Raw genomic sequence first — 24,602 nt, forward strand, 5'->3', positions numbered from 1 at the left:
CCAATCCGTCAAACGATGGTTGAGTTAGGCTCCATCACTTCCGATTGCCATTTATTGCGAAAGGATGGCTGTGGATTTTGAAGGTGGAAGTGGCTGTTGCATGACAACAGTGACGTGCCCGAGCTTGGGATGATTGAATTCGATCCGCACTGGGACAAGTCCAACACCATCGATCTCTTTGAACCAAGCTGACCCAGGCTGTGGCGCGGCCATTTTCGAGCGATTTGGAGAGTCTTTTACAAAGCCTGCAATCTGTTGGCCGACAAAGTCGCAGCGAAGCGCTGGACCTGAATAGGCCTGCTTGTGGGTTTGGGGAATATCGGATGTGGCTGGACCATGAACCGTCATTCTTGTCAGGCGAATTCCATCGAAGATCACAGCGGACCCTTCACAGCTTTTCGTCTGCGTCAGGGTTTCAAGAAGTCGGGCCATTCCGCTGAGCGTATCAATGGTGTGGGGCAGATCACTGTCCGAGACAGGGTCGCGATCTGTCTCAGCAGGCTCCAGAATGTCTACATGCGGCGTGTTGCCATTGTAGGTCAGCAGAACACGCCGATGTTGGCCCCGGGATAGTCCTCCGCTGTCATAACGGATGGGTTTGACGTTCCCGCCCGGAACGAAGTCGCCCTCGACGCGGGAATGAATGTCCATCGTCACGAACCAGCTGATCAGACCTGCCGGTCTGATATGCGTTGTTCCGCCGTAGCCCCAAGGCTCGATCTGATACGAGGCATCTGCGTCAAGCACATGAAGTCCGCGCATATAAATGGCGAACGTTGTGTTGACCTGTCCGGCCGCATGAGCTGTAGGCGCGAGGCCAGCCAACAGCATTCCTGCTGCGGCCAGCACGCGAAGGCCCTTAAACGTCAAGGTTGGCAACCTTGAGGGCATTACCCACAATGAAGTCTCGGCGTGGCTCAACCACGTCGCCCATCAGTGTGGAGAACACCTGGCCAGCCTCTTCCACATCGCCAACCTTGACCTGCAGCAGGGTACGGGTCGAGGGATCAAGTGTGGTGTGCCAGAGCTGCTCATCATTCATTTCGCCAAGGCCCTTGAACCGGTTGATTGTCAGACCACGACGACCCTGGGCAAAAATCCGGTCCATGACATTGGACGGGCCAAACAGCGGATACTCCTGCGTGTCCAGACGCAGTATGGCTGGCGTCATGAAGTCACGTGCCAGACGCTCGCCTTCCGAAGCAAGCCAGCGTGCTTCAGCGGATTTCAGAATGCTCTGCTCCAGACGGTAGATCTCGCTGACGCCACGAACAGAGCGGGCACACTCAATGCCTGTGCTGGATAGTGAAACTTTCCAGCCACGTTCATTGGCAGGTGACGCTTCTTCCAGGTGGCGCTGGAATTCTGGAATACGATCGCTGATCGCTGCTGGATCAATATCAAGCACGCGGGATACAGCCGCCTGCTCCAAAATCCACACAGGGATTTTTGTTGCGATATTCTTCAGGTTCTGTGCCGCCGCAATCAGGAAGCGGACTTCTTCACGAAGCTCTTCTCCCGTGAGCTCAAGGCCATCACCGAAGCGTAGCGAAGCATTTGCCAGGGCCTTATCGAGCAGATACTGCTCCAGCGCAGCATCATCCTTCAGGTAGCGCTCTTCCTGGCCACGCTTTGCACGATAGAGTGGCGGCTGAGCGATATAGAGATACCCCTGCTCAATAAGCTCTGGCATCTGGCGGAAGAAGAACGTTAACAGCAGCGTCCGAATGTGGGAACCGTCCACGTCGGCGTCTGTCATGATGACGATCTTGTGGTAGCGCAGTTTGGCAGCCGAGAAGCCACCCTGATCGACTTCACCACGGCCAATGCCCGTACCGAGGGCCGTGATGAGTGTACCGATTTCCGCAGACCCAAGCATTCTGTCGAAACGGGCGCGCTCGACGTTCAGGATCTTGCCGCGCAGCGGTAGGATGGCCTGGAAGCGACGGTCACGCCCCTGCTTGGCCGTACCACCTGCAGAGTCACCCTCAACGATGAAGATTTCTGCTTTGGACGCATCACGCTCCTGACAGTCAGCCAGCTTGCCAGGCAGCGAAGAAACATCGAGCACCCCCTTACGGCGCGTCAGTTCACGCGCACGACGGGCAGCTTCGCGGGCGCTGGCTGCGTCAATGATCTTGGCGACAATCGCCTTGGCTTCCTTAGGGTGCGTCTCAAACCAATGTGAAATCGAGTCAGCTGCCGTGGCATGAACGACCGGCTGAACCTCGGACGACACCAGCTTGTCCTTCGTCTGGGACGAGAATTTCGGGTCCGGAACCTTGACGGACAGGATGGCGGTCATGCCTTCACGCATGTCCTCACCCGTCAGTGAGCCTGCTTCACGCTTGGCAACACTTTCTGCATATTTGCCAACAACACGCGTCAACGCCTGACGGAAGCCAGCGAGATGTGTGCCGCCGTCTCTCTGCGGAATGTTGTTGGTGAAGCACAGCATTGTCTCGTGATAGCTGTCGTTCCACGTCAGAGCGAACTCGACGCGGATACCGCTTTCAGTATGATCAATGAGGCCCGTGATCGGCGGGTTAACAATGGACGTCTTGGAAGCATCAAGCCATTCCGCGAAAGCACTCAGGCCACCTTCGTAGAAGAACCGAAGTTCCTTGCTTTCAGCGTGACGCTCATCGCGCAGGATAATTTCCAGCCCGGAATTCAGGAATGCCAGTTCGCGAACGCGACGTTCCAGAATGGAAAGCTCGAAATCGACCCTCGTAAAGGTCTGCTTGCTTGGCTTGAACGTCACTAATGTGCCGCGTGGCTCCTCTGACGGTCCAACAACCGTCAGGGCTTCATCGCGTTCACCGTGCTGGAAGCGGATCTTATGCTCCAGACCATTCCGCCAGATGCGAACTTCCATCCATTCGGACAGAGCATTCACCACAGCTGCGCCCACGCCATGCAGACCGCCGGAAACCTTATAGGAATTCTGGTTGAATTTGCCGCCTGCATGCAGCTTCGTCAGCACGACTTCAGCGGCGCTGATGCCCTCTTCCGCGTGCATGTCTGTTGGGATGCCGCGGCCATCATCACGTACGGAAACGGAGCCGTCTCCGTTGAGTGTCAGGATGCAGCGGGTGGCGTGTCCAGCCTGGGCTTCGTCAACGGCATTATCGATGATTTCGAACACCATGTGGTGCAGGCCGGAGCCATCATCCGTGTCACCGATATACATGCCGGGGCGTTTGCGGACAGCGTCCAGTCCCTTCAGTACCGAGATCGAGGAGGCGCCGTAATCGTCACCGTCTGCGCCTGGAATCTCCGGCTGGTTCTGGGTTTCTGACATGCGCGAGGCGGTCTCCGTGGAACTCTGAAAAACTGTTGTATGACTATAGCGTGTCACAGGCCGTGAGGCCAGAGCGCACACATCACGCGGGCTGGATATGGCCATCCTGAACGCTGAAAAAGCCCGCTTTTTCGATCAGGCTGGAAAACGGATCAGGATCTGTTCCGGTGAGGAGAACCGGCGTTTTCAGCTTGCTTAGACTGGACAGAAGCGCGTTCCGTCTGGGTTCATCCAGATGAAGAAGTGGCTCATCCAGCAAAATGGCAGGTGCATCGCCCCTGCTCTGTTTGATCAGTGCAGCATGGCACAGAACGACCCCCAAAAGCATGGCTTTTTGCTGCCCGCTGCTTGAGAGTTCGGCAGACCGTCCTGTGGTGTGATCAAAAAGAAGAAAATCCGCCTTATGGGCACCCAAAGATGTACTGCCTTTAAGGCGATCATCCCGCCGACTGTCCCTTAACTTTGCCCGCAACCAGTCTTCCACCTGCAAAGCCGGGCTGATCATCAGTTGTTGCGTAATGGCGCAGTCAAGATGCAGGCGGCTTTTCGGAAAATCGGAACTGTCGAAGGGGTGAGTGTTCATGCTTTCCACAAGCGCCAGCCGAGCGGCTGATGCGGCGACCGCATGGCGGGCAATGGAATCTTCCAGCGACGTGAGCCAGAGCCCCTCGTCCGGTCTTTCTGACAGCAAGCGGTTACGACTGGAAACTGATCGCTCATGAGCCGTCATTTGCCGGGCATGATCCGGAGAAAGCGCCATGACCAGACGGTCAAGGAAGCGCCGCCTGCCGCCCGCACCTTCAAGAAAAATCCGATCCATCTGTGGCGTTAGCCAGACGCAGGAGAAGATTTGAGCAATTTCTGCCTGAGACCGAACGGAAGAACCATCAAGCTGAAATGAACGCCGGCCGTTCTCGGAGAGGTTTGCTCCAGTCCCAAGAATAGTCTGGTCGATCCCATGAGAGAGCGTTGCGGCAACGCCCCAGTGATCGGCATTTGTGCGGCACAGCGCTTGAAGAGGTGCGCCTCGCAGGCCTCGTCCAGGAGCCAGAAGCGAAACGGCTTCCAGAAGATTGGTCTTTCCAGAGCCATTCTGGCCGGTCAGAACGGAGATATTTGTCTCAGGCTTCCAGACGGAATGCCGGTAATTCCGGAAATCCGTCAGGGCAAGGCGCGTTAGTCTCAATGCGGACCGATCAGACCCGCATCGGCATCAGAACATACAATGCAGAAGGTGATGCTGTATCACGGACCAGTGTCGGAGCTGAGCTGTCGGCAAACGCAAATTCGACTTCAACATCGATCTGATCCGTAATGTCCGTCAGGTATCGTGCCTGAAAGCCAATTTCGATCGGAGGCGCGTCATACGTGACCGTGCTGTCGTCCAACTCTTCCTGTGCCACGCCCTGATCGGGGCTGATGGCCGACAATGTCAGCATGTTGTGCGTGACAGAGAGCTTGACTGGGCGGGAGCGCTCCTGGCTGATGGCAGCAACGCGACCTACCGCAGCAGCGAAATCCTTCTTCGTGATGCGCAGGATGCGGTCATTGCCCTTGGGGATCACGCGCTCATATTCCGGGAACGTGCCGTCAATCAGCTTTGACGTCAGCAGGACAGGTCCAGCCTGAAACTGAATACGTGTATCTGAAAGGGAAACCTCCAGATCCGCAGCGCCCTCGTCCAGCAGCTTGCGAAGTTCAGCAACGGTCTTGCGCGGGATGATAACGCCCGGCATGCCACGTGCGCCTTCTGGAAGCTCGGTCTCGACGCGCGCAAGGCGATGTCCATCCGTTGCGACGGCGCGGAGCATCGGGATGGCGCCGCTTTCCGTAACGTGCAGATAGATGCCGTTCAGGTAGTAACGCGTTTCTTCGTTGGAAATCGCGAATTTCGTCCGGTCGATCAGGCCACGTAGCGTTCCCGCAGGAATGCGGAAGCGGTGCGGGAGGTCGCCAGCAACCATGGCCGGGAAGTCATCAACTGGAAGAACGTTGAGGCTCGTCGCGTAACGGCCCGCACGCAATGCGAGGGGCGCGTCGCTCTCCGGATGATCGAACTCGATTTCCACGCCGTCTGGCAGTTTGCGCACAATTTCGAAAAGCACGGCTGCGGGGACTGTGGTGGAACCTAGACGTTCACCTGCTGCCGGAACGTCTTCGACGACCGCAATTTCCATATCCGTGGCCGTGAGGCGAAGCACATCGCCTTCATAGGACAAGAGAACATTCGCCAGAATGGGAATGGTGTTCCGCTTTTCTGCAACGCCATGAATATGCGCCAGGGCCCGTTGCAGCAGGGTGCGGTCAACCTTGAATTTCATCGTTTTTTTCCCTGGGTCGGCAATCTTTAAGTTTTGCCGTTTCTTAGCAGACAGCCGCCTCCGGTGAAAGGCACCGAAGGCGACTTGTCGTCTTCCTTAACCTTCGAGCATCCGGCGCAGAAGTTCGACGTCTTCTGCAAAGGACGGATCCTGCTCCATCAGTTCACCAACGCGATTGACCGCATGCATGACGGTTGTGTGATCACGATTGCCAAACTTGCGTCCGATCTCGGGAAGAGAGCGGCTTGTCAGCTGCTTTGCGAGGAACATTGCCACCTGCCGTGGGCGAGCAACAGCACGTGCACGGCGCGCGGAGGACATGTCCGTCAGGCGGATATTCCAGTGCTCGGCAACCTTGCGCTGGATTTCCTCGATTGTGACGCGACGGTCATGCGCTTTCAGCATGTCCTTGAGGACATCCTGCGTCGTATCCAGTGTGACAGGGCGCCCAACCAGATCGGCGTGTGCGACAAGGCGATTCAGTGCGCCTTCAAGCTCACGAACATTCGATGTGATTTTGTGGGCGAGATACTCAAGCACCTTTGACGGAACATGCGTGCCTGAGGCTTTCGCCTTGGCTTCCAGAATGGAAATACGCAATTCAAAGGTGGTGGCATGAATATCTGCGACCATGCCGCAGCCGAGCCGCGTTCTCAGGCGGTCTTCAAGCCCTGACAGATCGGATGGGCTTTTATCGGCGCTGACAATGATCTGACGTCCGGCATCAACAAGGGCGTTGAACGTATGGAAGAACTCTTCCTGCGTATTATCCTTGCCGATCAGAAACTGAAGATCGTCGATCATCAGGACGTCCACGGAACGAAGCTGTTCCTTGAACTCCATGGTGGACTGCGAGCGGATCGCCGCGATGAAGCGATACATGAACTTCTCAGCTGACATATAGGCAACCGAGACATTGCCTGTCTTCGTCAGTTCAGACCCAATGGCATGCATAAGATGCGTTTTGCCGAGGCCGACGCCACCATACAGGAAAAGCGGATTAAAACCGGGGCTGGATGGCTTTTCGGCCACACGACGTGCACAGGCATAGGCAAACTCATTTGGCTTGCCGACGATGAACGTATCGAAAGAAAAGCGTGGGTCCAGCGGAACGGCAAGATCGCTGCGAACCTCATGACTGGTCGCAACCTGCGCTGTCACTTCCTCGATGACGCTGTCACCGTCCGTCTCAACTGATGGAAGGACTTCGGGTAGACCGCGTTTGACCTGCAGTTCAATGCCCTGCACGTCCTGCCGTTCGGTGCGCCACAGGGTCTGGAGACGCTCTTCGTATTGGCTGCGAACCCAGTCTCTCAGAAAGCGCGTCGGCAGATAAAGGATGAGTTCACCATCCTCCAGTGGGCCAAGAACGATCTGACGAAGCCAGGTGCGGTATTCGACTTCACCGACCTCGCCCTTCAGCTTCTCGCGAACCCTGTGCCAGGAAGTTTCCAGCGGGCTCGACGAGCCGGGGGCGGAGGCGCTGGCGTCCAGATACTGAGCGTTTTCCACCTATGGTACCCCCTTTCATTTCGGCCCCGGGAATTGCGGGGCGTCTGTCTTGATTCCCTGCGCGCAGGGTGAATACGTCCTCAACGGGGAGTGACCACACAAGCTGCATGGCGCTTCAGAAAAAGCTGACGCTTCCCGGAGAAAACAGAGCCTCTGGCACTGACTTGATCTGACAGGATAGGCTTCTGGTCAGACCGAAGCAAGCTGGAACACGAAAGGTTCAGAAGTGCTGCAGAGGGGTGTTGCCATATAGTCAAAAAAGAACGCGCTCCCGTGAGAGAGCGCGTTCTTCAGTTCAAACCCTGCAAAGGGTCTCAGGCCGTGGCGAGAGACTTGATGCGGGCAGAAAGACGGGACAGCTTGCGGCTGATCGTGTTCTTTGCAACGACACCCTTACCGGCAGCGCGCTGCATTTCAGGCTGTGCAACCTTGTATGCTTCGGCAGCAGCCGTCTTGTCGCCGGACTGGATGGCCTGTTCGACCTTCTTGATGAAGGTACGCATACGGGACATGCGGGCGACGTTGCGCTCGCGGCGACGTTCGTTTTGACGGATGCGCTTACGGGCAGAAGCTGTATTTGCCATGGATCTTTCGGTTCAGTTAGCGGTCTTGTCGCGGAAAATGATTGGCGCCCTCTACCCGTCATGAGCGGCGGCGTCAAGCGTTTTACACATTTTATACACACTGCCACCAATGGGGCGGAGGCCACTATTTCTGGCAGTTTGCGCAGAAAAATGTGGAACGCCCCGTCTGGGTGATGCGTGAAATGGTGGAGCCTGCCCCACACTGGCGGCATGTCTCGCCTTCCCGCCCATAAACAAGGTGGAGATCCTGAAATCCCCCTTTCGTCCCGTCAGCCTGAACGTAGTCTCTTAAAGAGGAGCCTCCTGACGCGATGGCCTCTTCCAGAACAGTTCGAATGGCATTCGCAAGACTGTTGGCTTCTGCCTCTGTCAGCGTTGTGGCCGCGCGTGCGGGATGGATATGGCTTCGGAACAGCGCCTCACACACATAGATATTGCCAAGGCCCACAATCAGCTTCTGGTCCAGAAGCGCTGTTTTGATCGGCGTGCGGCGACCTTGCATGACCGTATGAAGATACGTGCCAGTCATATTCGTGGATAAGGGCTCGATTCCCAGGCCGCTCAGAAGGCGATGTGCGTTTTCCTGATGTGTGGGAACCACATCCACCATGCCGAACCTGCGTGGGTCAACGAGGCCAGCGCGTGCTCCGTTTTCCGTTTGCAGGACAAGGTGCTCATGTTTTGGCGGAGTCGTATTCATGCCTGACTGCCCAAGGAGCAGTCTGCCGGACATTCCCAGATGGAGCATCATGCTCCATCCGTTCTCGACGCGCATCAGGATATACTTGGCGCGACGATGAAAGGAGAGCACGGTCTGCCCTTCAAGCCTTTCCCGGAGATCCAAGGGAAATGGCCACCTCAGGTCAGGGCGGTTGACAGTAACGTGACGGATCCTCTGCCCCTGAAAGGCATCCTGGAACCCACGCATGACGGTTTCGACTTCTGGAAGCTCTGGCATGACTGGTCACAAAGATATATCGATTGCCCCATGACCGATAGCGCTGAACATAACGTCCCGCCCTTCCCGTCTTCCGAGCAGACCGGAGACACCACGGATTTTGGTTACCGCAATGTCCCGCGGAACCAGAAGAAGACCATGGTCAGGGAGGTGTTCGAGAGCGTCGCTGGCAAATATGACATCATGAATGATGTCATGTCGCTGGGGATCCATCGCGTCTGGAAGCGGATTTTCGTGGGCATGCTCGGTGCCCGTCCGAACATGAAGCTGCTGGATCTGGCTGGCGGTACAGGTGACATCACATTCGGTTGGCTGCGTGCGGGCGGTGGCCCGGCCATTCTCTCTGACATTAACTCGGCGATGTTGTCCGTCGGGCGTGATCGCGCAATTAAGGCTGGTCTGATCGGCCAGATTGAAGTGTGTGTTGTCGACGCCGAAGCGATTCCCCTGCCCGACTGTTCTGTTGATCGCGTGACTATCGCTTTTGGTCTGCGGAACTGCACCGACAAGGATGCAGTGCTTCGTGAAGCGCGTCGTGTTCTGAAGCCTGGTGGACGCTTCTTCTGTCTTGAATTCTCTCGTGTCGAAATTGCGGCTCTTTCGCCTGTCTATGATACGTGGTCTTTCAAGGTTCTCCCAAAGATGGGACAGTTGATCGCCAAGGACGCTGAGAGCTACCAGTATCTTGCCGAGAGCATCCGTATGTTCCCTGACCAGGAAACACTTGCTCAGATGATGCGGAATGCAGGTTTGGAGCGTGTTCAGTATCGCAACCTGTCTGGCGGTATTGCTGCCATTCACTCCGGTTGGCGTCTGTAATTGATGCGCCGCGTTCTGCTGATTGTTGGCGGAGGCATTGCTGCTTATCGGGCGCTGGAGCTGGTGCGTCTGTTGAAGGCAGACAATGTCTCCGTGACACCGGTTATGACGGACGCGGCAAAAGCATTCCTTACACCTCTTAGTCTTGAAGCTCTGTCTGGGGAGCGGGTGCATGATGCGCTCTTTGCTCCCACGCAGGAGAGCGAAATTGGCCATATTGCTCTGGCACGCAGTGCGGATCTTGTCGTGGTCTGCCCGGCTACAGCCAATCTCATGGCCCGTATGGCGCATGGCATGGCCGATGATCTGGCCACAACGCTTCTTTTAGCCACCACGACGCCTATACTGCTGGCTCCTGCCATGAATGTGCGCATGTGGGAGCATCCCGCGACACAGGCCAACCTCGCCCTTCTGAAAGAGCGTGGCGTGCGGGTCGTAGGCCCCGATGAAGGTGGTATGGCATGTGGGGAGTTTGGTCCGGGGCGTCTGAGCCAACCTGACGTCATTCGGGACGCAATCCTAGAGGCGCTGGCGTCAGATCATTCTTTGGCCGGCAGACATGCTCTTGTTACTGCGGGGCCAACAGTTGAACCTCTGGATCCTGTCCGGTTTCTCTCCAATCACTCTTCTGGCAAGCAGGGCTATGCGATTGCCGCCGCTCTTGCTGCGCGAGGCGCAAAAGTAACACTTGTCAGTGGTCCGGTTACTCTGCCCGTCCCGGCAGGTGTCGTCTGCGTAAAGGTTCAGACGGCACGTGAGATGTTAGGGGCGTGTGAAGCCGCGCTTCCTGCCGAAATTGCCGTTTGCACCGCCGCAGTCAGTGACTGGCGCGCAAAGGCAGCGGCTCAGGCTAAAATCAAGAAGACCAGTGAAGGGCCACCTGTTCTCGAACTGATGGAAAACCCGGATATCCTTGCAACTCTCTGTCGACTGGCAAATAGGCCGAAACTGATCGTCGGCTTCGCCGCGGAAACTGATGACGTGCTCGAGAATGCTGTGGCCAAGCGTCAGCGCAAGGGATGTGACTGGTTGGTGGCCAACGATGTGCGTCGCGGCGTCTTTGGAGCAGACAGAAATTTGGTCAGCCTGATCACTGAGACAGGCATCGAAACCTGGCCTGAAATGGACAAGTCTCAGGTTGCCGGGAGGCTGGTACAGCGGATTTCTGACGTCTTCATCTCTTCAATCCCCTGAAAATCCAAGATAAGAAAGGCCTCATGATGACCGATCTTATTGATGTACGGATTACACGCCTTCCTCATTCCGAGGGGCTGCCTCTGCCAGCTTACGCCACCTCTGGTGCCGCTGGTTTCGACTTTGTTGCTGCGATTGCAGAACCCATTGTTATCGCACCGGGTGGCCGTGCACTTGTTCCCACAGGGCTATGCATCGCCCTGCCCTCTGCCTACGAACTTCAGATCCGCCCCCGGTCTGGCCTGGCCCTGAAGCACGGCATTACACTCCCGAATTCTCCTGGCACGATTGATGAAGATTATCGCGGGGAAATTGGCATTATTGTCATGAATGCCGGGAGTGAGCCCTTCACGGTAGAGCGTGGCACCCGCATAGCTCAGGGGGTTTTGGCACCGGTTTCCCGTTTGAAGTGGCAGGAAGTTTCTTCTCTCGATGAAACGGATCGCGGTGCACGCGGTTTTGGCAGCACAGGCCACTGAGACGCTTCAGGACATGCAGAAAACACTTGAGCCTCCGGAAGAACCTTCCTTACTCTCGGTCATCATGAAACCGGGAGGACAACAGTCATCATGACGGGCAGCCCGCTGGCCATGCCCATTCGCGTCATGCATCGCTGGCGACAGCGTATGAGTGGCGTAGAGTTATCAATTCTGTTTGCCATGACGGGTCTGTGTCTTTTCCTGCTGAAGAGCGCAGTTTGGGTTCCGGGTGCGCTGCCCTTGCCACTCAAGCCGGCATTCCCGATCTGGCAGGAAGTCGCCTGGACTGTCTTCCACGCGGTGCTGGCTCTGACGACAGTTGTTGTGGTGTCGCTCGTGCTGGCAGGTACGGCGCGACAGTTTCCACGGTTTCGCAGTATTCTGGTGCCTGCACTCTCTGTTGCGCGCGCTGTTCCGGGGCTTGGCCTGACGGGGCTATTACTTCTATTTTTTCCTCCCCTTGTCGTGATTGTAGCGGCAACGGCTTTCAATATGATCTGGCGTGTCCTAACGGCTCTTCTTGATGCCCAGGACACGCTTCCAGCCGAGCTTGAAGAAGTCGCCACAGGCGTGCGTATGACGGGCTGGCAGCACTTCTGGCGGTTGCAGGTTCCGGTTGCCATCCCACTGGTGACGTTCCGTGCTGTGCAGGCCATTCCGGGGTTATGGTTTCGCCTGCTGTGTGTGGAGGGTCTTATGACCCTTCTGATGCGGCGCGACGTTGGAGGGTGTGGGGCGCAGGCACTGGTGGCGCTTGAAACCCATCATCTGAGCTGGTTTCTGGAGGCTGGCGTCTGCGCGGTTCTTCTGATCGTGATCATGGACCAATGTCTGATCAGGCCTATGACCGGATGGGCGCAGCGTTACAGGCTGGATGGTCCTCAGCCACAGAAGAAGCGTACCCACTCCTGGATGCTTCAGTTCTGGAGAGAAACAGGTCTTCTGAACGGTGTTAGCGTGAGTTTGCACACGCTCATTAGCGGGATCGGTAACTGCCGGATCGGCCGGACGGTGCGCTACGTTCAACCCTCCTCCCCGGAATCCCTACCGGTGTCTGGCTGGCTTATTCCTGCGGCCTCCCTACTCTTTCTGGGTCTCGCCATTGCGCAGAGCCATCTGGCGACACGTCTGCCCTATGATGTGCTTGAGAGTGTTCTGACGCTTCTGCATGTTTGCGGGGCTCTTATTCTGTGCATCGTGCTCTGGTTACCGCTGGCTCTATTTTTCTTTGATGCTGGAGCCGGTATTTTTCGGGGCAGCAGAATGATTATTCTGGCAGGCTCGCTTTTCCCGGCCGTTCTTCTTTATCCTGCTTTCCGTGGGCTAGATGTCGTTCCCACCGCTGTTCTTCTGTTCCTTGGTGCGCATTGGCTCACGGGTGGGACGGTACTGGATGCCATTCAGGCTATTCCGGCGCCGTTCAGGCAGGTTGCGCGCGGACTGCGGCTTAAAGGCGTTCTGCTGTGGAAGCGCCTGATCTTACCAGCCATTGCACCTGATCTGTGTGGAGGCCTGCTTTTGGCCGCTGTTCCAATCTGGGATGCCGTGATGGTGGCTGAGGCGTTTGTGCCTTCTGATAGCGGACTGGGTGCGACGCTCCTGGCCGATATGCTTCAGGGGCAAATCGGCGCACAGATCGTTATTCTTATGCTTCTCACGCTTCTTTCCATGCTGCTTGATCGTCTTGTTCTTCAGCCCCTCGCGGTTTACGCCGCACAGAAATATGCAATCCGATGATCTATTCCCTGCTTAGCCTTCAGGACTGCCGCCAGATTTACCAGAAGGACAGCAATGCTGATCTTGTGGTGCTTGATCAGGTCAGTTTCGATGTGCGTCCTGGTGAAATCCTTGGGCTTCTTGGCCGGTCTGGGTCTGGCAAGTCTTCTCTCTTGCGGATCATGTCCGGACAAACGCCTCCTGTTGAGGGGAAGGTTTATTGGGAGGGCAAGCCGGTAGCTGGCCCACTGGAAAAGGTGGCGACAGTTTTTCAGTCGGGCGCGATGTTTCCATGGCTGACCCTTCGACAGAATGTGTTGCTGGGGCTGGAAGCGCAGCGTTTGTCACGGTCTGAGCGGGAAACGCGTGCCAGTGCTGCGATTGAGGTCATGGGACTTGAGGGATACGAAAACGCCTATCCCAAGGAGTTATCTGAAGCCCTCAGCCAGCGTGCCTCGTTTGCACGGGCACTGGCGCTTCAACCCTCTCTTCTCATGCTGGATGAGCCGTTTTCGGCCCTCGACGTTCTGAGTGCGGAAAATCTAAGAACGGACCTGATTGAACTCTGGGCCGAGAAACGCCTCTCGTCGCTCAATGCGATGATACTCGCGACGCATGGAATTGAAGAAGCCGTGCTGATGTGTGACCGGATCCTGATTTTCTCGTCCAGCCCAGGGCGAGTGACGCACGAAATTTCCGTTCCATTTCCTCATCCGCGAAATCGGGAGGGCGCTGATTTCCGGAGCTTCGTGGACCAGATCTACACTCTCATGACACGACGTGCGCCGATCGTCTCGGAAGTCGATACTACGGTTGGGGTGTCAGCTGCCGCGTTGCCGCCTCTGTCCATTGTATTGCCAGACCTTCAGATTGAAGTGCTGGTTGGCCTTATGGAAGTTCTGAGTGGAGAGCCTCTATCAGGACGCGCTGATCTGCCGGAACTTGGTCAGCGTTTGCAGATGACGCTCGATGATCTTCTGCCGCTGGGAGAATCCCTGCAACTGCTTGATCTTGCAGAACTGGAAGACGGAGACATTCTTCTCACGGATGATGGGCGATCATTCGTCGAGGGAGACGCCGATGCCCGCAGGGATATTATGCGCACGGCGCTCCTGCATTATCTGCCGCTCCTTCGCGTCATTCGAAGCACGTTGGATGAGCGGCCGAACCATGTGGTGGCTGCCAATCGCTTCCGCAAAGCTCTCGAGGAGAACATGTCTCCCGATTATGCCCAGCAGACACTGACAACAGCTATCGGCTGGGCACGGTATGCTGAACTGTTTGATTATGATGAAGAGTCAGACCGCTTCCATCTGGAAACGGAAGAATAGGATCTGCTTCTGCCCTTCAGCAGAAGCAGAAAACCCTTCAGGCCGGTGTCTTGAGACGGTCCCGGTATAGCTTGCGCGCCTTGGCAACCTTGGGGGCTACAACAGCCGCACAATAGGCCGTTTCCGGATTGCGGGCGAAATAGTCGAGGTGCTTTTCTTCGGCGCGCCAGAAATGCGCCGGACCTTCAATAGACGTGACAATCGGTGCGGGCCAGATCTGCTCTGCGGTGATCTCGGCTTTTACCTCCTGTGCAACACGCTGTTGGTCGGCATCTCCGAAAATAACAGAGCGATACTGCGTCCCGACATCATTGCCCTGCCGATTGAGCTGCGTGGGGTCATGGGTCGTGAAAAAGACCCGCAGGACATCTGCCAGAGAAATTTCCGCTGGATCAAACACGACCTTCACGACCTCTGCATGTCCGGTGTTCCCGGTACAAACAGCTTCGTAGGAGGGATTATCGACATGGCCGCCTGCATAGCCCGGGTCTGCCGAGATAATGCCGCGCAGGCCGGTATAGACGGCTTCCACGCACCAGAAACAGCCTGCACCAAGAAGAATGGAAGAGTGTGCACTCATAAACTGAGTCTCCTGAGACGATAGCCTCCCCATATGGGGAGGCCTCTTCCTTATTTCACTACTGGTAACCAGATTGCGCTTGCAGCATTGCCGCCGCGATGAATGGTCTGGGTTGCAGAGTGATAGTCCGATGCTTTCGCGTCGAAGATATTCTGAACGAAGCTTTGCGGATTGCGGTCATAAAGCGGGAACCAGCTAGACTGGATCTGGATTTGAATCCGATGGCCCTTCTGGAAAACATGGTTCACCGCCGGTAGCGTGAACTTGTATTCCTGAATTTGTCCTGCGGGTATGGCCGATGGGTGCGCGAAGTCATTGCGATAGCGCCCACGGAAGATGTCCATCGAAACTGGAAGCTCATACCCGCCCATTTCCGGACGATCCGGCGTAACGCCAGGCTGTACGTCGATGATTTTTACAACCCAGTCGGCGTCCGTGCCGGTCGTGGAAGCGAAAATATCGGCGGTCGGGACGCCTGACACGCGGACGGGCGCGTCCAGAACGGGAGTTTCGTAAGTCAGAACGTCCGGGCGGCTCTCGGCAAAGCGCTGGTCCGTAACAAGCCATGCTTTCCAGCGTGAATCCCCTGCGTTGTAGGGGCGTGGCATGAAAGGAACAGGATGCGCGGGATCAGAGATATAAGCATCCGTGCCAGGCAGTGTCCGTTTGAATGACAGGCCGTGGTCAGGCTGAAGATACAGACGCTCCCCACGCATCATGCAGGTTGTGTCACACTCTGCGAGCCAGTTGCGGAAATGATCCCAGTGGTTTTCGCCCGTGTTGTAGATAATCGCTTCATCAAGATGCGGGTCAGCGCCATCCTTCAGATAATGATCGAAGAATGGACGCATGACGTTGGAGCGATACCAAAGGGCCGTGTCACCTTCAAAGTGAAGTGGACCCAGCGTCGATCCGTCGTAATTAACGCCACTATGGCGCCAGGGTCCCATGACGAGAATATTTGGGACCTGTGTGTGGTGAGCCTTGAGGTTCATCCAGGAATGGATCGCCCCCCACATGTCTTCCTGATCCCATAGGCCCTGTTCCCAGATTGTCGGGACCTTCAGAGGCTTGCGGACCAGGATCTGGTCAAGCGCCTGTTCCTGCCAAAACGCATCGTAGGATGGGTGTGCTTTCAGGCGGTTCCACCACGGATACTGGTTCAGCCCTGCTTTGGTTGCAAATGCCCCCGTTGAGCCAGCCTGCAGGAAATTGGTGTAATCGTCGGCATCTGCGCGAGGAATTGTCGGCCCCTCACCGGCTTCGCTCATCTGCATGGTGAAATAGTCGAGGCCAGGCTGACGGAACGCGCCGTAGTGGAACCAGTCGTCGCCCATCCAGCCATCCACCATCGGGCTTTCCGGAGCGGCCACTTTGAGGGCTGGATGTGGGTCCAGCAATGCCATCACAACGGTCCAGCCTTCATACGAAGAGCCAGTCATGCCAACGCGACCGTTGCTTTCCGGAAGGTTTTTCACGAGCCAGTCGATTGTGTCCCACGCATCGGTGGTATCGTCTGTCTTGGTGGGATTGAGGGGACCGATCGGCGGACGGGTCATGATGTAGTCGCCCTGAGACCCGTACTTTCCACGAATATCCTGGAAAACGCGGATATATCCTTCCTCGACGAAGACCCCATCGCCCTGAGGGCAAATTTCACGCATGGTTGGCGCGTTGGGAATTCGGTTCAGGCGCTCACTGGCATGATATGGTGTGCGCGTGAGCAGGATTGGTGCGTTTTTTGCTCCCTTGGGAATGACAATCACGGTATGGAGCTTCACTCCGTCCCGCATGGGAATCATGATGTCACGCTTGATGTAGTCCTGCTGATCAGTTGGCAGGGCAGCATGAGCTGGAATGTCGTTTCCGGTCTGGATCATGTCTGGCGTGACGGCGGGTCCAGCAGATGCCGGGGCAGCCAGTGCGGCAGGGATACAGGCAATGGAAAGAGCCGTTCCAAGGCTGAGAAGATAACGTTTCACAAAAGGCTCCTGATCTTTGGATGGATTTTGGCCTTGTGTGTTCCCATCTAGCAAGAGCGGGAGAGAGTGCTTTTCATATCTTTCCTGCACTGTTCTTTTTTTGTTTGATTCGCTATGGAGCATGGCTCCTGTCGTTATGAAAGTTCTGTTCTGATGCCTGCCTATCGTTCCCGTACCACGACCCATGGCCGCAACATGGCTGGCGCGCGTGCGCTCTGGCGCGCAACGGGGATGAAGGACGGTGACTTCGGAAAGCCTATTATCGCGATTGCCAACTCGTTCACCCAGTTTGTTCCTGGGCATGTGCATCTGAAAGACATGGGCTCTCTCGTGGCATCTGCCATTGAGGAAGCCGGTGGCGTCGCCAAAGAATTCAACACGATCGCTGTGGATGACGGCATCGCCATGGGACACGGCGGAATGCTGTATTCCCTGCCCTCACGAGAGCTGATTGCTGACTCCGTTGAGTATATGGTGAACGCGCACTGTGCTGATGCCATTGTCTGCATCAGCAACTGCGACAAGATCACGCCGGGTATGCTGATGGCCTCCCTGCGACTGAACATTCCAGTTGTGTTCGTGTCTGGTGGCCCCATGGAAGCGGGCAAGCTCAATGGCCCAGGTGTTGAGCGCAAGCTGGACCTCGTAGATTCGATGGTTGCTGCGGCGAACCCGAACGTGACGGACAGTGAATCTGAACAGATCGAGCGCTCAGCTTGCCCGACCTGTGGCTCATGCTCTGGTATGTTTACGGCCAATTCCATGAACTGCCTTGTGGAAGCGCTGGGTCTTGCGCTGCCTGGTAACGGGTCTCTGCTGGCAACTCACGCTGACCGTCGCGATCTGTTTCTGAGGGCTGGTCGTCTCTCAGTTGAGCTGGCACGTCGCTGGTATGAGCAGGACGATGCCTCCGTTCTGCCGCGCAGCATTGCAACCCGGAGTGCGTTTGAGAATGCCATGGCGCTGGATATTGCCATGGGTGGATCAACGAACACCGTACTGCATCTGCTGGCTGCTGCCCGCGAAGGTGAAGTGGATTTCCACATGGCAGACATTGACCGTCTGTCTCGCAAGGTGCCGCATCTTTGCAAAGTCGCGCCTGCCAAAGCAGACGTTCACATGGAAGACGTGCATCGCGCGGGCGGTGTTCCAGCCATTCTGGGCGAACTCGATCGTGCAGGCCTGCTGCAAACATCTCTTCCAACCGTCCATGCTTCCACATTGGCTGATGCCCTTCAGAAGTGGGACATCATGAATGGCGGCGAAGAAGCGGTTAAAATGTTCAAGGCCGCTCCTGGTGGAGTGCGCACCGTTCATGCCTTCTCACAGTCCAGCCAGTACCATGAGCTGGATACGGATCGTGAGAATGGCGTCCTGCGAAGCCGTGCTCATGCCTTCTCGCAGGATGGTGGGCTGGCCGTTCTGTACGGTAACCTCGCGGAAGACGGCGCGATTGTGAAAACTGCCAGCGTGGCCAAAGACATTCTGACCTTCACGGGTACGGCTCGCGTGTTTGAAAGTCAGGACGATGCTGTTGCCGCTGTTCTTGGGAACAAGATCGTTGCTGGCGATGTCGTTGTTATCCGCTACGAGGGGCCGCGCGGTGGTCCAGGGATGCAGGAAATGCTGTACCCGACCAGCTATCTGAAATCCAAAGGGTTGGCTGAAGTCTGCGCTCTGGTGACGGATGGCCGTTTCTCGGGTGGTAGCTCAGGCCTCTCCATTGGGCATGTCTCGCCGGAGGCTGCTGAAGGCGGTGTGATCGGCTTGGTAGAAGATGGTGATCGCATCGTGATCGACATTCCAAACCGGACGATGCGTCTTGATATTTCAGATGCGGAAATCTCGAGCCGCCGTGAAGCCATGAATGGCCGTGGCGAAAATGCCTGGAAGCCGAACCGCACGCGTGTCGTATCCCGCGCCCTGCAGGCTTACGCGGCGATGACAACAAGCGCTGCCAACGGCGCTGTTCGTGATCTGTCTCAGATCATCGTGAAGACACGCGGCTGATAACCCGCTCTACGGCCTCTCTCAATTCGGGAGAGGCCAACATTTTTGGCCCGTCATGCCCTGTGTTGGGTACGATATCGATGTCCCAGTTAAACGGGACATCAAGCCGGTAGGCTTCTTCTCTGGCTTGGGCGTAGGCCCATTGCCCTCTCTCCAGACGGTTGCGTCCCTGCCCCATGGCCTGTGCAATACGACCAGCCTCAAGCGTCGTTTCCACATCATCCGAGCCAAGCAAAATGGTGAGGTGCTCAGCCAGATAACGCTTGATGGATTGCTGTTGAGTATTCTCCGGCCAGCCATTGAACCCATAAGGGACCGGGCTCTCAGCTTCCGGCTCTACATATGTTGCCGGATTCATGAGGATGATCTCGACTTCATTTGCCGGAGCATATGCCGCCACACGGTCCAGAAACTGTGCGCCGGCTGAATGTCCAATCAGAATAATAGGAAGATTGGGCTGCTGGGTTTCGTCCCATGCCCATTGTTCCATGGGCTTGATCAGGGTCGCTGCGGGCAGTTCGCCTTGGCGTACAGGAAAACCACCGCGCTGATATTGCCAGGTAGGAAACTGCTTCAGAGGAAAAGACGGCGCAAAGACAACTCCGCAGACTGCGCGTGCAAGCGGAATACTTTGATCGCGATATGCCTCGTTATCACGGTCTTTGGCGGCCATTACGAACAGGATGACACGTAGACGGCAATCGGCTGGTCGGAACGTGTCTATGTCCAGAGATCGACCATACAGAATGGCTTTCTGGGAGCTCGATCCGACAGGAAGTTCTGTGGCTCTGGCGATGGGGATCTGTGAGACCACCATTGCCAGAGCAATCAGGAAAAGCTTTGGAGGCTTAGCCAAGCCGCGCAAGGGCTGCCTTGAGGCGTTCGAGATCATGCTCGAAGGTCTCAAGGCGCTGACGGTTTTCTTCAACCACTTCCGGCTTTGCACGTGCAACAAAATCAGCGTTGTCCAGTTTGCGACGGACCTTGATGATTTCACTTTCGTTCTTGCTGATCTCTTTTGCAAGGCGTCCCCGTTCTGCATCGAGATCAATCAGGCCCTCCAGCGGGATAAAGATTGTCGCTTCATCAAGCACGATCTGAGCGGCATTCTTCGGTATTTCGCCTTGGAAAATATCGACTTCAGAGACACGCGCCATGCGGCCGATGGCTTCAGCCCATGTCTTTGCACGAGTGAGATTTTCGGGCGAAACATCGCGGAAAATCAGCGGTGCTTTCTGTGCCGGGGGGATGTTCATCTCAGAGCGCAGCGTACGAACTTCGCTGATCAGGCGTACAACCCAATCCAGTTCTGCACGGGCTTCCTCTGCATTCTGGACCGGCATCTTTTCAGGCCAGCGGATTGAAGTGAAGTCCCCCGAGTAACCCAGTTCTTTCCAGAGAGTGGCTGTTACAAATGGTGTCACGGGCTGCATGAGGCGCAGAATCAGGCCTAAAACATGCGCGCTAACTGCGCGGAGTTCGATTGTCTCATCATTTTCTGCCGCGAAGACGGGCTTGGAGAACTCTACGAACCAGTCACAGAAGCAGCTCCAGACGAAGCGATAACAACAGTTAGCGTACTCATCGAACCGATAGTTCGAGAGAGCCTGTTGTGCGTCCGCAATCGCAGTGTTCGCTTCTGAAAGGATCCAGCGCCCCAAGCTGCTCTGCACAGTCGTTGGGTCAAAGTCCGCGACTGGTCGTGCACCATTCATCTCGAGGAAACGGGATGCATTCCAGAGTTTGGTGACGAATGCACGGTGTTCTTCTACGCGCTTGCGACCCAGTTTGATGTCACGTCCCGGGCCTGTGCCCGCACAGATTGCCAAACGGGTTGCATCAGCACCAAACTCTGCAATCAGATCCAGAGGGTCCAGTCCATTACCTTTGGACTTGGACATTTTCTGCCCTTTTTCGTCCCTGACAAGACCGTGGATCAAGACCGTTCGGAAGGGCACATCGTCCATGAAATGCAGGCCCATCATCATCATCCGGGCGACCCAGAAGAAGATGATGTCAAAGCCAGTAACGAGAACGCTTGTTGGGTAATAGTGAGCGAGTTCAGGCGTTTTGTCCGGCCAGCCGAGTGTTGTGAAGGGCCAGAGGCCGGAACTGAACCACGTGTCGAGAACATCTTCGTCCTGCGTCAGTGGAACGCCATCACCGGCCTGGGCCTGGGCCTCAGCTTCTGTATTAGCGACATAAACACTGCCATCCGGCCCATACCAGGCCGGAATACGATGCCCCCACCAGAGCTGGCGGCTGATGCACCATGGCTGAATGTCTCGCATCCACGCGAAAAACGTGTTCTGCCACTGCCTTGGCTCAAAAACGATTTTACCACTTTCCACCGCCTCTACGGCTGGCCCGGAAAGCTTTTTCGCATCGCAATACCACTGCAATGTCAGGCGCGGCTCAACAATAGCTCCACCGCGTTCGGCATAAGGGACCTGAAGCTTATGTGGTTCGATTTTTTCAAGCCACTCAAGACGCTCGAGTTCAGCAACAATGCGCTTGCGTCCCTCTTCCCGGCTTAGGCCTGCGAGCGATTCCACAAACGCTACGGACGACAAGCCGTCAACATCTGCCAGTTCGGTGCGGATTTCATCGAGCCAGATATGGGCTGTTTCATCCAGCATCGTGGGCGCAGACAGATTGTGTCTTTTGCCCACTTCAAAGTCATTGAAGTCGTGAGCCGGCGTAATTTTTACGGCGCCGGTTCCCTTTTCAGGGTCGGAATAGAGATCTGCCACAACAGGAATACGGCGACCCGTTAGCGGGAGCGTAACGAACTTGCCCACCATGTCGGCGTAGCGTTCATCTTCAGGGTGAACGGCAACCGCAACGTCTGCCAGCATCGTTTCAGGGCGCGTGGTTGCAACCGTTATCGTACGTCCGTCCTCGAGCGGATAACGGATGTACCACATGGATCCTTTGGTTTCACGGTTCTCAACCTCAAGGTCGGAAATCGCGGAACGGAAGTTTGGATCCCAGTTTACCAGGCGCCGATCACGATAAATGATCCCTTCCTGGTGCAACTGTACAAAAACCTTGCGGACGGCGCGTGAAAGCCCTTCGTCCATGGTGAAGCGCTCGCGGTCCCAGTCTGCAGAAGCACCCAGTTTGCGAAGCTGCTGGACGATCTCCCCGCCGGACTGCTCTTTCCACTCCCACACCCGCTCAAGAAAGCCTTCGCGGCCCAGAGCGGTTCTGCTGACGCCTTCTTTGTCGAGTGAGCGTTCGACAACCATCTGCGTGGCGATACCAGCATGGTCAGTTCCTGGCTGCCACAGGACATTGCAGCCCTCCTGACGCTTCCAGCGGATTAGAATGTCCTGCAGGGTAAATGTCAGGGCATGACCGAGATGCAGTGTGCCCGTGACATTTGGTGGCGGAAACATGATCGAAAATGGCGTTCCCGGTGCACTCGGGTCGGCACGGAAAGCCCCGTTGTTCTCCCAGCTTTCGTAGAGAGACGTTTCATGATCAGCGGGAACAAAACTTTTTTCGAGCATGATAATCCAGAAAGTTCAGCAGCAAATGTTGGTAAAAGAAGGCAATCAGTTATTCGGGCGCAGACGCGCAATCTCGGCGCGCACCAGAATTTCTACAAGCGAAGGCAGGTGAGCATCCAGCCATGTCCGTACCATGGAGCGCACTTCAGTGCGAACCATGTCTTCAATCGTCATGCCGCTGCTTCCGCTCACGACGGTATCGGACGGGATTGATTTTCCGTTACTGCTGAATGCGGTCTGCAGGTCATTCAGGGAGTGCTCTGCAGCAGCAATGGTTTGTGCGCCCATGAGATCATCCTGCGGCGCGGAGTTGCCGTGCTCTGTCTTTGCAGGCGACACCATCATGGATGGTTCAAGGGTCAGTTCGTCATTTTCGATAGCTGACGTCACGAGTGTGCTCTCCACTGTTGTGTTCAAAGTCTTGTCGTCATTCAGGATCCGACGGATCGAGCTAAGGACGGTGTCGATTGTATCGTCAGCGGAGCCACGCTGCGGCTCCGGAGATGGAGAGGTCATGACGTATGGGGCATCTTGAGCATTACAGGAAAAGCATTAGCGTCCAGGCTGATTGATCGCGTAGTCGCTGGTGCCCCACAGTCTGTTCTTGACCGCATTATAGTAGGCTTTTTCATCGTAGAGCGGGACACCCAGTTTGAGGTCAGATGCCGTCAGTCTTCCGATCGACGCTGCGACCGCATACGAGGAGATGACCAGGTTAGACAGGTGCTGCACCAGTGTCTGCTGGGCCTGCAGGAGTGTCTGCTGCTGCTGGAGAACAGCCAGTGTCGTGCTGGTTCCGACCAGAGCCTGACGTTCTACGCCGTCAAGCGCAATCACGTTGGAGGATATCGCCACCCGGTCACTATTGATGGACTGCTTGAACGCAACCATCTGTTGCCAACTGGACGCTGCTTTCTGGAGTGCAGTGCGACGCTGTACATCCACTTCGCGATGAGCCGCCTGAGCCTGCTGGCGTGCGCCACGAATAGCTGCATATTCAGAGCCCCCCTGATAAATGGGAACCTGAAAAGAGAGCATTCCGTACTTGTTATCCATCAACGTGCGGCTGTAGCCTTGGTTGACGGTATGCTGATAACTGAGGTCAGCAGAAACTTTTGGCATGATCGCCGAGATTTGCACAGAAATGTTGTCTTTTTGCTGAGCCTCAGTGAAGAGCGCGTTAACGACGTCGGGATTGTTCTGCACCGCCGCGGCAACTGCCTCGCGTTCGCTCGAAACTGGTAGTTTGAGTGGCTGTGGAGGCTCAATATTCGGGGCCGCAGAAATGCCTATAATTTGCAGATATGTGGCCTGCGCGCCTTGCAGCGTTCCTTCAGCTTGTTGGCGTTGGGCCGATGCGCTCGCCAGTGCGGCCTGTGCCTGAGCAACGTCGGTTCTCGTTATTTCACCAACCCGAAAGCGTTCTTGTGTCGCTTGAACCTGTTGCTGGAGAACTCTTTCGTTATTAATGGCAAGTTGAAGAAGTTGTTCGTCCTCGACAACGCCTACATAGGCATTGACGACACTGGTAAAAACGCTTTGTTCAGTTGAAATCAGTTTGGCGCGTTCGGCCATGACCTGATTGGTCGCAGCATGAATACCAGCGACTGTTTTTCCGCCTTCGTAAAGCGGTTGGGTAATATTCACTTGCCCGTTGTAGCCGGGAGTTTGATAGGTAGAGCCACTTCCGAGGGAGCCTCCGGAAGCCGCATAATTTGTACGACCGTCGTAGTAGGTCAGATTCATGGACGTCTGAATGGTCGGGTGCCATCCAGCCATTGCCGTCGGAACCTGTTCGTCGGTTGCGCGCAGGTGGGCACGTTCTTCACGAAGCGTGGGGTTGGTCAGATAGGCAGTGGCAAGTGCTTCCTGCAGGGTATGCGGAACGAAGGTTGGGGACCCGCTCCCATCATACTTCTGAGCCAGGGCTGTTCCGCTCAGGAGAAAGCTCAGAAGACCCAGCCCTAGGGGACCGGATAGAGCCTTTGTGCCGTTGCATCCTGAAGTCATGAGATATCCTGCCATCTGAACACTGTATCGCAGCGTTTCGTGAATCAGCCCTTAATAGCCTGATCCCTCCCAGAAGAAAAATCCTCATCGGGACTGAAATATCTCTCTTGACCAAAATGTCCTGAAAGACGATATAGCCCCTGTCTCCTCCGAGGTCCGGTGGCAGAATGGTGATGTAGCGGACTGCAAATCCGCGTATGTGGGTTCGATTCCCGCCCGGACCTCCAGAGAGACTATTCCCCCGCAGAAAATAGCCGTTTTTTTCCTGATGTTCTAAAAATCAGGAA

General features: G+C 56.0%; 19 protein-coding genes and 1 tRNA gene. 7 read left to right on the forward strand and 13 right to left on the reverse strand.

Going from position 1 to position 24,602, the window contains the following annotated elements; genetic code table 11:
• Positions 1 to 51: 51 nt before the first annotated feature.
• The 7 genes from JN414_RS07815 to mutM all read right to left on the reverse strand — a co-directional run bounded on the left by JN414_RS07815 (position 52) and on the right by mutM (position 8,679).
• Positions 52 to 870 carry a DUF3108 domain-containing protein gene (locus JN414_RS07815; protein ID WP_202207405.1) on the reverse strand — a complete coding sequence of 273 codons (819 nt, stop codon included), beginning with the start codon at positions 868 to 870 and terminating at the stop codon, positions 52 to 54.
• On the reverse strand, positions 860 to 3,304 hold the full coding sequence (gene gyrB, locus JN414_RS07820; protein WP_202207406.1) for a DNA topoisomerase (ATP-hydrolyzing) subunit B: 2,445 nt from the start codon (positions 3,302 to 3,304) through the stop codon (positions 860 to 862). The genes JN414_RS07815 and gyrB overlap by 11 nt, the downstream gene beginning before the upstream one ends.
• Before the next feature lie 82 nt (positions 3,305 to 3,386).
• Complete coding sequence (gene recF / locus JN414_RS07825) at positions 3,387 to 4,490, reverse strand: DNA replication/repair protein RecF (protein WP_202207407.1); 1,104 nt, start codon at positions 4,488 to 4,490, stop codon at positions 3,387 to 3,389.
• Positions 4,491 to 4,500: 10 nt separating this feature from the next.
• The gene (dnaN, locus tag JN414_RS07830; protein ID WP_046901505.1) at positions 4,501 to 5,625 is read right to left on the reverse strand and encodes a DNA polymerase III subunit beta; all 1,125 of its coding nucleotides are present in this window, start codon (positions 5,623 to 5,625) and stop codon (positions 4,501 to 4,503) included.
• A gap of 96 nt (positions 5,626 to 5,721) precedes the next feature.
• The gene (gene dnaA, locus JN414_RS07835; protein WP_046901506.1) at positions 5,722 to 7,137 is read right to left on the reverse strand and encodes a chromosomal replication initiator protein DnaA; all 1,416 of its coding nucleotides are present in this window, start codon (positions 7,135 to 7,137) and stop codon (positions 5,722 to 5,724) included.
• 314 nt (positions 7,138 to 7,451) lie between these two features.
• Complete coding sequence (gene rpsT / locus JN414_RS07840) at positions 7,452 to 7,721, reverse strand: 30S ribosomal protein S20 (protein WP_046901507.1); 270 nt, start codon at positions 7,719 to 7,721, stop codon at positions 7,452 to 7,454.
• 124 nt (positions 7,722 to 7,845) lie between these two features.
• Entirely contained in the window at positions 7,846 to 8,679 is an 834-nt protein-coding gene (mutM, locus tag JN414_RS07845; RefSeq protein WP_202207408.1) for a bifunctional DNA-formamidopyrimidine glycosylase/DNA-(apurinic or apyrimidinic site) lyase, read from the reverse strand.
• Between the two features lie 30 nt (positions 8,680 to 8,709).
• Here mutM and JN414_RS07850 point away from each other — a divergent pair, with 30 nt between their 5' ends.
• From JN414_RS07850 to JN414_RS07870, 5 genes are all read left to right on the forward strand, one after another.
• Positions 8,710 to 9,498 carry a class I SAM-dependent methyltransferase gene (locus JN414_RS07850; RefSeq protein WP_064273224.1) on the forward strand — a complete coding sequence of 263 codons (789 nt, stop codon included), beginning with the start codon at positions 8,710 to 8,712 and terminating at the stop codon, positions 9,496 to 9,498.
• 3 nt (positions 9,499 to 9,501) lie between these two features.
• Entirely contained in the window at positions 9,502 to 10,692 is a 1,191-nt protein-coding gene (coaBC, locus tag JN414_RS07855) for a bifunctional phosphopantothenoylcysteine decarboxylase/phosphopantothenate--cysteine ligase CoaBC (RefSeq protein ID WP_202207409.1), read from the forward strand.
• Between the two features lie 23 nt (positions 10,693 to 10,715).
• On the forward strand, positions 10,716 to 11,171 hold the full coding sequence (dut, locus tag JN414_RS07860; RefSeq protein ID WP_046901511.1) for a dUTP diphosphatase: 456 nt from the start codon (positions 10,716 to 10,718) through the stop codon (positions 11,169 to 11,171).
• A gap of 90 nt (positions 11,172 to 11,261) precedes the next feature.
• Positions 11,262 to 12,908 (forward strand): ABC transporter permease subunit, encoded by a 1,647-nt coding sequence (locus tag JN414_RS07865; protein WP_202207410.1) that lies wholly within the window; start codon positions 11,262 to 11,264, stop codon positions 12,906 to 12,908.
• A complete protein-coding gene (locus JN414_RS07870; protein ID WP_202207411.1) occupies positions 12,905 to 14,218 on the forward strand; it encodes an AAA-associated domain-containing protein in 1,314 nt (437 codons plus the stop codon). The genes JN414_RS07865 and JN414_RS07870 overlap by 4 nt, the downstream gene beginning before the upstream one ends.
• Positions 14,219 to 14,255: 37 nt before the next feature.
• Here the strand turns inward: JN414_RS07870 and msrA are convergent, their stop codons facing one another.
• The gene (gene msrA, locus JN414_RS07875; RefSeq protein ID WP_046901514.1) at positions 14,256 to 14,798 is read right to left on the reverse strand and encodes a peptide-methionine (S)-S-oxide reductase MsrA; all 543 of its coding nucleotides are present in this window, start codon (positions 14,796 to 14,798) and stop codon (positions 14,256 to 14,258) included.
• Positions 14,799 to 14,848: 50 nt separating this feature from the next.
• Positions 14,849 to 16,780: a CocE/NonD family hydrolase gene (locus JN414_RS07880; RefSeq protein ID WP_202207412.1), complete on the reverse strand. Its 1,932-nt coding sequence runs from the start codon at positions 16,778 to 16,780 to the stop codon at positions 14,849 to 14,851.
• Between the two features lie 153 nt (positions 16,781 to 16,933).
• Between JN414_RS07880 and ilvD the strand changes: the two genes are divergently transcribed.
• Complete coding sequence (ilvD, locus tag JN414_RS07885) at positions 16,934 to 18,790, forward strand: dihydroxy-acid dehydratase (protein WP_202207413.1); 1,857 nt, start codon at positions 16,934 to 16,936, stop codon at positions 18,788 to 18,790.
• Here the strand turns inward: ilvD and JN414_RS07890 are convergent.
• From JN414_RS07890 to JN414_RS07905, 4 genes are read right to left on the reverse strand one after another with little or no spacing between them, the layout of a single operon-like run.
• Complete coding sequence (locus JN414_RS07890; protein WP_237389941.1) at positions 18,768 to 19,682, reverse strand: hypothetical protein; 915 nt, start codon at positions 19,680 to 19,682, stop codon at positions 18,768 to 18,770. The two genes, ilvD and JN414_RS07890, sit on opposite strands and share 23 nt — an antisense overlap.
• Positions 19,639 to 22,305 carry a valine--tRNA ligase gene (locus JN414_RS07895; protein WP_202207414.1) on the reverse strand — a complete coding sequence of 889 codons (2,667 nt, stop codon included), beginning with the start codon at positions 22,303 to 22,305 and terminating at the stop codon, positions 19,639 to 19,641. Before JN414_RS07895 ends, JN414_RS07890 begins: the two co-directional genes overlap by 44 nt.
• Positions 22,306 to 22,350: 45 nt before the next feature.
• Positions 22,351 to 22,821: a DUF2497 domain-containing protein gene (locus JN414_RS07900; RefSeq protein ID WP_202207415.1), complete on the reverse strand. Its 471-nt coding sequence runs from the start codon at positions 22,819 to 22,821 to the stop codon at positions 22,351 to 22,353.
• A gap of 36 nt (positions 22,822 to 22,857) precedes the next feature.
• Positions 22,858 to 24,315 carry a TolC family outer membrane protein gene (locus tag JN414_RS07905; protein ID WP_202207416.1) on the reverse strand — a complete coding sequence of 486 codons (1,458 nt, stop codon included), beginning with the start codon at positions 24,313 to 24,315 and terminating at the stop codon, positions 22,858 to 22,860.
• A 153-nt stretch (positions 24,316 to 24,468) separates the two neighbouring features.
• On the opposite strand from JN414_RS07905, the gene JN414_RS07910 reads away from it, so the two are divergent.
• A tRNA-Cys gene (locus JN414_RS07910) sits at positions 24,469 to 24,542 on the forward strand.
• Positions 24,543 to 24,602: the final 60 nt, after the last annotated feature.

This window comes from Gluconobacter sp. Gdi (assembly GCF_014132155.1).
GTDB lineage: Bacteria > Pseudomonadota > Alphaproteobacteria > Acetobacterales > Acetobacteraceae > Gluconobacter.